Source organism: Pedobacter sp. MC2016-24 (assembly GCF_015223055.1).
GTDB lineage: Bacteria > Bacteroidota > Bacteroidia > Sphingobacteriales > Sphingobacteriaceae > Pedobacter.
This window is the reverse complement of record NZ_JADFBX010000001.1, coordinates 512,110-524,427: the sequence shown is the minus strand read 5'-3', so window position 1 is coordinate 524,427 and position 12,318 is coordinate 512,110. Positions and strand designations below refer to the sequence as shown.

General features: G+C 41.9%; 7 protein-coding genes. All 7 read left to right on the top strand.

Going from position 1 to position 12,318, the window contains the following annotated elements:
* Positions 1-18 precede the first annotated feature (18 nt).
* Positions 19-741 carry an RluA family pseudouridine synthase gene (locus IM797_RS02430; RefSeq protein WP_194125495.1) on the top strand — a complete coding sequence of 241 codons (723 nt, stop codon included), beginning with the start codon at positions 19-21 and terminating at the stop codon, positions 739-741.
* A gap of 12 nt (positions 742-753) precedes the next feature.
* Positions 754-2,538: a chloride channel protein gene (locus IM797_RS02425; protein ID WP_194125494.1), complete on the top strand. Its 1,785-nt coding sequence runs from the start codon at positions 754-756 to the stop codon at positions 2,536-2,538.
* A 149-nt stretch (positions 2,539-2,687) separates the two neighbouring features.
* A complete protein-coding gene (locus tag IM797_RS02420; RefSeq protein WP_194125493.1) occupies positions 2,688-3,770 on the top strand; it encodes an efflux RND transporter periplasmic adaptor subunit in 1,083 nt (360 codons plus the stop codon).
* Between the two features lie 21 nt (positions 3,771-3,791).
* Positions 3,792-6,968 (top strand): efflux RND transporter permease subunit, encoded by a 3,177-nt coding sequence (locus tag IM797_RS02415; protein ID WP_194125492.1) that lies wholly within the window; start codon positions 3,792-3,794, stop codon positions 6,966-6,968.
* Positions 6,955-8,388: a TolC family protein gene (locus IM797_RS02410; protein WP_194125491.1), complete on the top strand. Its 1,434-nt coding sequence runs from the start codon at positions 6,955-6,957 to the stop codon at positions 8,386-8,388. The genes IM797_RS02415 and IM797_RS02410 overlap by 14 nt, the downstream gene beginning before the upstream one ends.
* A gap of 445 nt (positions 8,389-8,833) precedes the next feature.
* Positions 8,834-9,976, top strand: a complete 1,143-nt coding sequence (locus tag IM797_RS02405) for an FIST signal transduction protein (protein ID WP_194125490.1) — start codon at positions 8,834-8,836, stop codon at positions 9,974-9,976.
* Positions 9,963-12,251: a response regulator gene (locus tag IM797_RS02400; protein WP_194125489.1), complete on the top strand. Its 2,289-nt coding sequence runs from the start codon at positions 9,963-9,965 to the stop codon at positions 12,249-12,251. Before IM797_RS02405 ends, IM797_RS02400 begins: the two co-directional genes overlap by 14 nt.
* Positions 12,252-12,318 lie beyond the last annotated feature (67 nt).

The following is a 12,318-nucleotide window of genomic DNA, read 5'->3' as shown; positions in this document are numbered from 1 at the left end:
TAAGAAATTCTAATTATATTGAAATATCCTTCTTTTAAAGACCTGATACTATTTGAAAACGACGATTATATCGTAGTGAATAAACCACCATTTGTAGCCTCACTGGATGAGCGCGGTGGTTCTGGTGAAGTGAATATCCTTCGCCTGGCTAAACAATATTCAGACGATGCGCAAGTTTGCCATCGATTAGATAAAGAGACCTCCGGAGCCATTATCATCGCAAAGACTCCGGAGGCTTATCGTTCTGTAGCCATGCAGTTTGAAAAACGCAAGGTGAACAAAACCTACCACGCCGTAGTAGACGGGCAATTTACTTTCAAAGAGCTGTTTATCGATTTGCCCATTTTAAATGATGGGAATAAAAGCGTAACAATTGACCGTAAGGAAGGTAAGCGTGCAGAAACGATATTCAATACACTCAAAAATTACAGACATTACACCCTGGTTGAATGTAAGCCCATTACAGGCCGAATGCACCAGATCCGTATTCACCTGGCTACCCAACGTGCAGCGATTGCCGGGGATGATATGTACCGCGGTAAGCCAGTCTATCTTTCAACCATGAAAAAAGGTTATCGCATCGCCAAAGATGATGAAGAACAACCCATCATGAAACGCTTTGCCTTACACGCCCGTCATCTCGTTTTTAAAGGATTAGATGGACAGGACATCGTCATTGAAGCACCATACCCTAAAGATTTTGCAACACTGATCAAGCTACTCGATAAGTTTGACGCCTAAATAAATGGAAACATGTACGTTAAGTTGGTAAACTATGTAGACGCAATTAATCAGTACAGGAGAACAAAGATTTCAAACCGCAATTTCCTGGTGATTGCTGCATTAATTGTAGGTATACTTGCTGGATTGGCCGCGTCTTTACTCAAGGCCATTACGCATCATATTGAAGAATTTCTGCAGACAGGCTTTCATTGGCAGTACAAGTATTACCTCTATTTCTTTTTCCCTTTTATCGGCATTTTACTATCGGTTACGTACGTCCGGCGGTTTATCCGGAAGGGAAGATTTGAAACCGGTTTAACGCCTTTGATTTATACCATTTCCAGAAAATCAAGTAAAGTAGAACCTCATAACATCTATTCGCAGATCATTACAGCTGCATTAACGGTTGGCTTTGGTGGGTCGACAGGACTCGAAGCACCCATCGTGACCAGTGGTGGTGGAATTGGTTCTGTAGTTGGTCGTTTCCTGGGCTTATCTTACCGCGAAACCACCATGTTATTGGCTTGTGGTGCTGCGGCAGGTATTGCAGGTGCGTTCAATAGTCCGATTGCGGGTATTGTGTTTGCCATAGAAATTTTATTGCCTGAATTTACCATACCTGCGTTTATTCCTTTATTGTTGGCTTCTGCTACTGCGGCGGTGGTCGCCCGGTTGTTTTACAATGAGCAGTTATTTTTTATTGCTACTGAAGGCTGGAGGATAGATGCGCTGTTTTATTATGTGATTTTGGCCGCCTTAATCGGCCTGTTCTCCATTTATTTCGTCAAGATCAATTACTTCATTAAATCATCTTTCTACAAGATCAAGAACCCATATAAAAAAGTAGTGTTAGGTGGTCTCATGCTGGGTGTCCTAGTTTTTTTATTCCCGACATTATACGGAGAGGGGTATGTAACCATTAAAAATCTGATTGGAGGAAACTATACCAGTATGATCACCAACAGCATTTTCTCTGATTACAGCAGTGTGCCCTGGGTGATTGTGGTATTCACTATAGTCACCTTATTCGCCAAATCGGCAGCCACGCTCATTACGCTTGGTGCCGGTGGTAATGGCGGTATCTTTGCGCCCAGCTTAATTATGGGCGGTTTGATGGGCTTTGTAGTAGCTTTTACAGCAAACAGCTTGGGTATTGCACACCTTAATGTCGCCAACTTTATCGTGGCCGGTATGGCTGCCTCATTAAGTGCCATTATGCACGCTCCCCTGACCGGCATCTTTCTAATTGCAGAAATCACCGGGGGCTATATTTTAATGGTCCCATTGATGATCACATCTGCCATTTCCTATTTGATTAGCCGAAGTTCCAGTCAGTACTCCATCTACACCAAACCTTTGGCAGACAGGGGCGAGCTTTCTTCTTTGGAAGACAAGGATACGACAGTTTTGAATATGATGAAACTGCGCTATCTTGTAGAGCGTGATTACCTGGTTTTAAAAGATGATGATCTGATTTCGAATAGGTTAAATGATATTTTGCAATCTAAAAGGAACCTGTTTCCTGTAATTGCTGAGGACAGGAGCTTTAAAGGTTTAATGTATGTCGAAGACATCCTGAAAAAAGGTATTGGCAATACTGATGAATTGCACGTCAATGACCTGATGCAGGCTGCACCTGCAGTGGTGATGATCAACGATTCGCTTAAACAGGTTTTGGAGACGATGGAACAAGAAAATGTGTGGATTTTACCTGTCCTTGACGAAAGAAATGAATATTTGGGCTTTGTATCAAAAACAGCTATATTTAATAAATATCGGGCCTTTTTAAGTCGTCAGGCTGACTATATGGAGTAAAATCTAAATCATGTTACTGTTAATTTAGGGTTAAAGTAAACCTTCTTCATCATAACTTCATAATTCTCTTCTTATTTCGCGTGAAAATTGAATTGTCGGGCCATAAAAAGCCCAATTAAAGGGAAGAGATCAGTTAAATACATCGAAGAATGAACAGAAATGTTGTTTGCTTGTGCTGCTGCGTTTTATTTTACGCCACAGCTTGTACACAAAAGAAAGAAGAGAAAAAAGAAGAAGTCATTTACGCCGTAACCTGTCCAATCCAAATGGATACCTCGGTAACTAAAGCTTATGTTTCACAAATCAAATCGGTCCGAAACATCGAACTCAGGGCTCAGGAAAAAGGCTACTTGCAGAATATTTATGTAGATGAAGGCCAGCATGTTCAGGCTAGTCAGCTTTTATTCCGGATTATGCCAAAAATGTTTGAAGCAGAATTGCAAAAAGCTCAGGCAGAAACGAAGGCTGCAGAAATCGAATTTCAGAACACAAAATTACTCACAGACAAAAATGTAGTGTCTAAAAATGAACTCGCAATGGCTAAGGCCAAATTGCAGCAAGCCAATGCAGAAACTGCCTTAGCCAAACTACACCTTTCGCTTACTGAAATCAGGGCACCCTTTGCTGGCGTAATCGACCGCATCCCTTTAAAAATCGGAAGCCTTGTGGATGAAGGTGCATTGCTCAGCAGCTTGTCTGATAATTCACAGGTTTTTGCTTACTTCAACGTTTCTGAACCCGAGTATCTGGATTATCAGGCTTCCACTAAAGCAAGACAACAACAAGAAGCTGGTTTGCTGCTGGCTAACAATCAATTGCTTAAATCCAAAGGTAAGGTTGAAGTAATTGAAAGCGAATTCAATAATGAAACGGGAAACATCGCATTCCGTGCGCGTTTTGACAATTCAGATAACTTGCTTAGAAATGGACAAACTGGAAAAATCCAAATGGTGGTGCCCTTGAAAAATGCATTGATAGTTCCACAGAAAGCAACCTATGACATTCAGGATAAAACCTATGTCTTCGTAGTTGATAAAAATAATGTGGTTCATGCACGTCCGGTGAGCATTGCTGCAGAGCTTCCAGATTTATACGTATTGGCTGATGGAATCAGTACCAGTGACAAAATATTACTGGAAGGTGTGCAGAAAGTTAAAGACGATGACAAGATTGCTTACAAATTCCAGGCGCCAAAGGATGTCATCCACCAATTGAGATTGAAAACAGAATAATCCAACTCCTATATATTTTTTATGTTTAGCAAGTTTATACAAAGGCCGGTCCTTTCTATAGTGATATCGCTTATCATTTTATTTCTGGGAGGTTTGGCGATCAATTACCTTCCGGTAACACAGTTCCCTTCCATATCCCCACCCAAAGTCAACATTACTGCCGAATATCCCGGAGCAAATAACGAATTGCTGATCAAGTCGGTCGTGATTCCACTTGAGCGTGCACTAAACGGCGTGCCGGGGATGAAATACATTGCCTCAGACGCGGGTAATGATGGTGAGGCCTCTATACAGGTGGTGTTCAATCTAGGAACAGATCCCAATCAGGCTTCACTCAACGTGCAAAACCGAGTTGCCGCAGTAACCAATAAGCTGCCACCTCTCGTGGTTAGGGAAGGCGTTAAAATCAGTCGCGAGGAATCCAATATGCTCATGTACATCAACCTGTACAGCAAGGATCCTAAAATGAATGAAAATTTCCTGTACAACTTTGCCGATATCAATTTGCTCTCCGAGCTCAAAAGGGTAGACGGAGTTGGTTTTGCGGATATCCTGGGTAACCGGGAATACGCGATGCGCATTTGGTTAAAGCCCGATCGCATGCAGGCCTACAACATTTCTGCTGATGAAGTGATGAAATCACTGGATGAGCAAAGTCTGGAAGCATCACCCGGGAAAACCGGCGAAAGCTCTGGAAAACGTTCCCAATCTTTTGAATATGTATTGAAATATCCCGGTAGGTTTAGCACCAAAGAAGGCTATGAAAATATTGTAGTTCGTGCGAATCCAAACGGGGAATTGTTGCGACTGAAAGACGTGGCAGACATTGAGTTTGGAAGTTCCATGTACGACCTCTATTCTAACTTGAACGGGAAATCATCTGCCGCGATCGTACTGAAACAATCCTACGGTAGTAATGCAAGCCAAGTGATTAAAGATGTTAAAGCCAAAATGGCCGAGATCAAAGAGAGCTCCTTTCCGAAAGGAATGGATTATGAAATCAGTTATGATGTATCTAAATTTTTGGATGCTTCTATTGAAAAAGTAATCCACACGCTTGTAGAAGCCTTTATCCTGGTTGGATTGGTGGTATTCCTATTTTTGGGAGACTGGCGCTCAACCCTCATTCCAGCGATTGCCGTGCCGGTGTCATTAATCGGAACATTTGTATTCATGCAGTTTTTTGGCATTACGCTCAACCTGATTACCTTGTTTGCCTTGGTTCTGGCCATAGGAGTTGTCGTAGATGATGCCATTGTTGTGATAGAAGCGGTACATGCTAAAATGGCTGCTAAACCGAAGTTATCAGCCTTAAAGGCTACGCAACAAGCAATGAAAGAAATCAGCGGGGCAATTGTGGCCATCACCTTTTTAATGGCTTCTGTTTTTATCCCGGTTACTTTCATGTCTGGTCCTGTAGGTATTTTCTACAGACAGTTCTCCATCACCATGGCTACTGCAATTATCCTGTCAGGTGTGGTCGCACTGACCTTAACACCGGCATTGTGTGCCATTATGCTGAAAAACACCCATGGCAGCAAGAAAAAAGCAAGTGTTGTGGATCGCTTTCTGGATGGTTTCAATGCTTGGTTTGGAAAGCTGTCCGGCAGATATGATCGCTTACTGACCAAGGTTGTTGGTCGTCGGATTTTTACCTTTGGTACCCTGCTCGTATTTTGTCTGGGTATCTGGTTTTTAAGTGGCAGCGTGCCTTCAGGGTTCATTCCAAATGAAGACCAGGGTATGGTATACGCCATCATTCAAACGCCCCCAGGTTCTACGCTGGAACGCACCAATGAGATTGCAGAAAAGCTGCAAAAAGTGTCTGAACATATTGAAGGCGTAAAATCTGTCTCCTCCCTGGCCGGATACGAAATTTTGACCGAAGGTACCGGAGCAAACTCGGGAACCTGCCTGATCAACCTGAAAGAATGGAGCGAGCGTAAAAACTCCGCGCAGGATGTGATTGAGGAATTGGAAGAAAAAGCCAAAACCATTCCCGGTGCTTCGATCGAGTTCTTTCAACCTCCGGCGGTACCAGGATACGGTGCGGCAGGTGGTTTTGAACTGCGTCTATTGGATAAAGCAGGTAGCGGTGACTATAAAAAAATGGAAACTGTAAGCCGTGATTTCGTGCGCGAGCTCAATAAGCGACCTGAACTGGCTTCCGTATTTACTTTTTATAGCGCCAGTTTTCCGCAATACATGTTGCGCATTGACAATGACATTGCCCAGCAAAAAGGGGTGACCATTGACAACGCTATGAATACGCTCTCCACATTTGTCGGTAGTAATTACGAAACAAGTTTTATCAAATTCGACAGGCAGTATAAAGTTATGGTTCAGGCCCTACCCCAGTACCGTGCCCTGCCGCAGGATATTTTGAAACTATCCGTTAAAAATAGTCGAGATGAAATGGTTCCTTTTTCTGCATTTATGCACATGGAAAAAGTGTACGGACTATCAGAAATTACACGGCACAATATGTATAATGCCTCAGAAATCAGCGGTCAGGCGGCACCGGGTTACAGTTCTGGTGAAGCCATTAAAGCAATTACAGAAGTGGCCAAAGAAAAGCTGCCGCGTGGGTTCGGCATTGATTGGGCCGGAATTTCTAAAGATGAGGTATCCAGAGGCAATGAAGCTGTATACATCTTCCTGATTTGTTTGGGCTTTGTTTATCTGGTTCTCGCCGCTCAGTACGAGAGTTTTATATTGCCGCTTTCTGTCATTCTTTCTTTACCGGCAGGACTGTTTGGTGCATTTTTATTCCTGAAACTTTTGGGATTGGAAAACAACATTTATGCGCAGGTTGCCATGGTGATGCTGATTGGCTTGCTGGGTAAAAACGCAGTGCTTATAGTTGAATTTGCCGCGCAACGCCACAGTCAGGGGGCTTCTGTACTCAACGCGGCATTAGAAGGTGCGAAGGTGCGTTTTCGCCCAATCCTCATGACTTCTTTCGCTTTCATTGCCGGACTGATTCCGCTGATGATGGCAACAGGTCCAGGGAAAATCGGCAATAGAACTATTGGTTCTGCAGCTGCGGGCGGCATGCTGTTTGGTACCTTATTCGGTGTCGTGATCATACCTGGTCTATATTTCGTCTTTGGCAAAATTGCTGAGCAACATAAACTTATAAAAATTGAGGAAGAACATCCTTTAACTGAAGAAATTGAACACAATGTTAAAAAATAGTACTTACAAAGGTATTGGTTTAATCTGGATTTGTGCCGCATATACGGCTTGTAAATTACCGGAACTGACTCAGCGTACCGAAAATAAACAGGTCCCTTCTAGTTTTTCCAGCTTAAACGATACTTTGAGCAGCAATACCTTAAAATACCAGGAGTTTTTTAAGGATCCATATTTGGTTAACCTGATTGATAATGCGTTAAAGAACAACCAGGAACTGAATATCACGCTCCAGGAAATAGAAATCGCCAGAAATGAAATCAGGATCAAAAAGGGGGAGCTGCTACCAACCCTGAACTATAAGATTGGGGCCGGGCTAGAAAAGGTGGGCCGTTATACGAGCTCTGGTGCAGGTGATGCCTCTACTGACATCACACCGGGCAGGGCAGTGCCTGAAGTATTGCCAGACTATAACTTTGGTTTGCAGGCCAGTTGGGAGGCCGATATCTGGCATAAATTGCGCAATAGCAAGCAAGCTGCCGTTAACCGCTATCTGTCTACCGTAGCAGGTAAGAATTTCGTTGTTAGCAACCTGATCGCTGAAATTGCCAATTCTTATTACGAATTGCTGGCACAGGACAATGCGCTTGAAATTGTCCGGAAGAACATTGACTTACAAAACAATGCCCTCGAGTTGATGAAAATTCAAAAACAAGCCACACGCGTAACTGAACTGGCCGTTCGAAAATTTGAAGCAGAGGTTTTAAGCTCTAAAAGCCTGGAATTTGATATCCAGCAAAAGATTACAGAAACTGAAAACAGGATCAATTTGTTACTTGCCCGTTATCCGCAGCCGATTGCACGCGATAAGGAGAAATTTACAGACCTGGTTCCACCGGCTATCCAGACCGGCATTCCAGCTCAGTTATTGGCCAATCGCCCGGATATCAAACAAGCAGAGTTTGAATTGGCAGCAACTAAATTGGATGTGAAGGCAGCTAAAGCCCAGTTTTACCCTTCCTTAGGTATTTCAGCCGGCCTGGGCTTTCAGGCTTTTAATCCGAATTATTTACTTAGAACACCAGAATCAGTGTTGTACTCCCTTGCTGCTGATGTGGTGGGGCCGCTCATCAACAGGAATGGGATTAAGGCCGAGTACTTAAACGCCAACGCCAAGCAGTTACAAGCCGTTTACAATTATGAACGTAGTATCCTGACAGGCTACTTAGAAGTTGCCAATCAGCTATCTAATATCGGTAATCTGCAAAAAAGTTATGATCTGAAATTAAGGCAGGTGAAAGCACTTGGTCAGTCCATAGAAATTGCCAATGACTTATTCAAATCGGCAAGGGCAGATTATTTTGAAGTATTGATGACTCAACGCGACGCGCTTCAGTCCAGGTTGGAACTGATTGAAACTAAAAAACAACAGTTAAATGCTGTAGTCAATATTTACCATGCCCTTGGAGGTGGTTGGAACTAAAATCCAGTCCATTTACAAAAACATAAAAAAGATATCACATGATGTTGGGAGGTAAAATCCTCCTAACATCATGCTAAAAGCAGCAACTGCTTTTGTCTGTTATAAACAGTTGCCACTGTGCAGGTTATCTCTTACTGAATCCTTATTTAGATAAGTAGCCCCATCAAGGCCCCGGAAACGCCCCTTCAGTGCCCCGCCAAGGCCTCCTCAATGACGAGCATGATGTAACGTTGAAACATCCGGAATGTGATCCAGATTCATTTATAAATTTGTTCAGAAGTAACTTCTTTTGACGGATTGTACTGTTTTTTCATTAAATTTATTTAATTGAAAATTATGTTTGGTTAATTTGTGATTTAATTTGGAGATGCCTGATCATTGACACGATTGCACAAACATATAAGGTGATAAAACCTGCTTGAAGTTATTGAAAATTTGATTAATTATGAATGTTTCACTTTACCAGTATGAGGATGATCAGTGGAAATTAAATCCACTATATAAGCCCATTGCAGTGTCAAATGTTAAACTCGCATTGTGTTTTTCAGGAAAGGAAGGTTTAAAACCGGAAGGGATTTATCAAAAAATTAAATCCGAATTTCCCAATGCAGAAATTGTCATGTGCAGTACAGCAGGGGAAATCTATGGACATACGGTAAGTGAAAATTCGGTTTGTATTGCGGCTTTCGAATTTGATCAGTGTTCCATTCAAACGGCATCTGTAGATATTCAGGATTTTTCCAGCAGCTACGACGCCGCAATTGATTTGATCCGTAAACTGCCTCAAGAGTTGTTGGTGTATGTCATGGTGCTTTCGGATGGCAGCCTCGTAAATGGTAGCGAATTGGTTAAAGGACTAAACGATGGGGTTAATCACCAATTGTTGATTACGGGTGGTCTTGCCGGCGACGGTGCAAATTTTGTCTCTACGCTGGTTGGATTAAATGAGCAAGCCCGGGAGGGTAAAATTGTTGCCATAGGTTTTTATGGGAAAAATCTGTTGGTTACACATGGTTCGCAGGGCGGTTGGGATACTTTTGGACTTGAAAAGGAGATCACCAGATCTGAATCCAATGTCCTTTATGAGATTGATGGTGTAAATGCGCTGGATTTGTATAAGAAATATCTTGGTTCTGATGTCGAAAATCTACCAGGTTCATCCCTTCTATTTCCGATTTCGGTGACTATGCCCGGAACAGATCATCCAGTGGTAAGGACAATTCTTTCTATTGATGAACAGCGAAAAACCATGACCTTTGCCGGTGATGTTCCTGTAGGCTCCAAGCTCAAGTTCATGAAGGGTAATTTTGACCGCTTAACAGCCGCTGCCGCTACAGCTGCACTGCAGACGCTGAAAGACGGCCAGAGAAGGCCAGATTTTTCACTTTTAATCAGTTGTGTTGGACGTAAACTTATTTTAGGCCAGAGAACTGAAGAAGAGTTAGAAGCTGTAAGTGAAGTGCTTGGCGCCGGTACCCCTTTAGCTGGGTTTTATGCCTATGGAGAAATTTCACCCTTTAATCAAGGTGGCAGTTGTCAATTACACAATCAAACGATGACTATAACCTCATTTTATGAACTACCATAAATTACTGTTAAAGCAGCTCAACAAATATCTGCCTCCTGAATTGCAACAGCTCCCGGCAATGCAGGGGTTTTTATCTGCCGTGAATGATTCATACCGCTCTTTTGAAAGAGATAGTGAATTGGCAGAACGGGCTTTTAATATCAGCGAAGAAGAATATGAAGATCTCAATAAAAAACTGAAATATGAACTGGATGTTAAAAGGCTTTCCGTGGATAAGCTTAAAGAAGCTGTTGGGATTTTTGATCATACAGAAGTGGATAACAGCAGCGATGATCTTTTAATTATCGCAGAATATTTGCACAAAGAGATTGACAAAAGAAAAAATGCAGAGTCTGCTTTAAAAATTAAAGAAGAGAAGTATAGGGGTATCCTGGCCAATATGAATCTTGGATTAATGGAAGTGGATAACGATGAGGAAATGCTTTATGTGAACAACAGTTTTTGCAAAATGAGCGGATATCAACCAGAAGAGCTGATTGGAAAAAAGGTTTCTTTGGTATTGAAATTCCCAGAATTCACAAAAAATACACTGAAAGAAAAGAATAAACTGAGAAAAAGTGGTACATCTGATACTTATGAGATTTTTTTGCATGCAAAGAATGGGGAAGGCAGGTGGTGGTTGGTTAGCGGGGCTCCTAGTTATAATGATCAAAATGAATTGATTGGCTCCATAGGAATCCACCTGGACATTACCCAGCAAAAGCAACTGGAGTTAGACCTGATTCGGGCAAAGGAGCAAGCAGAGGCTTCCACATTAGCGAAGGAGATGTTTCTGGCAAATATGAGTCACGAGATACGAACGCCAATGAATGCCATTTTGGGAATGGCCAGTCAGCTTAAAAAAACAAATCTGGCACCAAATCAGTCATTTTTTCTCAATACCATTCTTTCCGCTGCTGATAGCTTGCTGATTATCATCAATGATATTTTGGATCTGACCAAAATTGACTCAGGTAAATTAACGCTCGAGGATATCGGATTCCTCCCTGTGACAGTTATAGAAAGGGTTGTACAAGTGATGACCCACAAGGCAGAGGAAAAGGGAATTAACTTAATAAGCTCTTATGTTGACCCCAAATTGGCTAAAATTTTAATTGGGGATCCCCATCGTATTCATCAGGTTTTACTTAATCTGGTGAGTAATGCGATTAAGTTTACTCCTAAAGGCACGGTAGATATCAATTTGATCGTAGTAGCCGATAAGCAGGCCTGGCAAAAAATTAAAATAACTGTGCGTGATACGGGTATTGGAATGGACGATGCTTTTAAAAGTCGCCTTTTTGATAAGTTTTCGCAGGAGGATGATACTGTAACCAGGAAATACGGTGGTACGGGCCTTGGAATGAGTATTTGCAAAGAATTAATCAGATTGATGGGAGGGGGAATATCGGTGGAAAGCGAAAAAAATGTTGGTAGTTCTATATCATTCATTTTAAAACTGCGTAAAGGAAATGAAGAATCTTTACCAGGTATAGTTACAGATGAAATTGATGTCAGGGTTATTTCGGGTCGGAAAATTTTAGTTACAGATGATAATGAAATTAACAGGCTTCTAGCTACAACTATACTTAAAGCGTATCAGGTAAATTGTGAAGAAGCGACCAATGGGCTTGAGGCTTTGGAAAAGATACAACAAAATCGCTATGATTTGGTATTGATGGATGTTCAGATGCCAGTTATGGATGGTATGGAAGCTGTTAAAATCATAAGAAACAAACTTTCTAACCAGGTTCCTATTATTGCCTTGACAGCGTTTGCTTTAAAAGGAGATTACGAAAAATGCCTGGAGGCAGGTTTTAACGACTATCTTTCCAAGCCTTTTGAAGAAAGCCAGCTCTTAAAAATCGTTGCTTTATGGATGTCCAGATCACAGCAAAATTCAGTTGCTGACCATGGTATCACCAAAACGGATCTCAATTTAGAACTTTTTGATTTATCTCAATTAAAACTCATTGGGGGAGCTGATCAAAGTTTTATTGACGAAATCGTCAGATTGTTTATCGAGCTAACACCAAAAGCCGTTAGGGATATCAGGTCTGCCTACCAGGTTGGGGATTATCAGAAAGTCGGTGAAATCGCGCATGGGATAAGACCTTCTATTGAGGCAATGGGGATATCGAGTCTGAAAAATGAAATTCTGGAGATTCAGTCTTCAGCAGTTGAGTATGGTAATTCTCCCAGGTTGGAATCGTTAATTAACCATCTTGAGCGTATCATAGGGCAGGTCATCTCAGCCTTGCCATCCTGGAATTGTGAAGATAGTAAAGGGGGGTAAAAAGGCAATCTGGAAAAAAGATAGTATATTTGAATCCATGATTTAGCACTATTCCGAATTTAAAAAG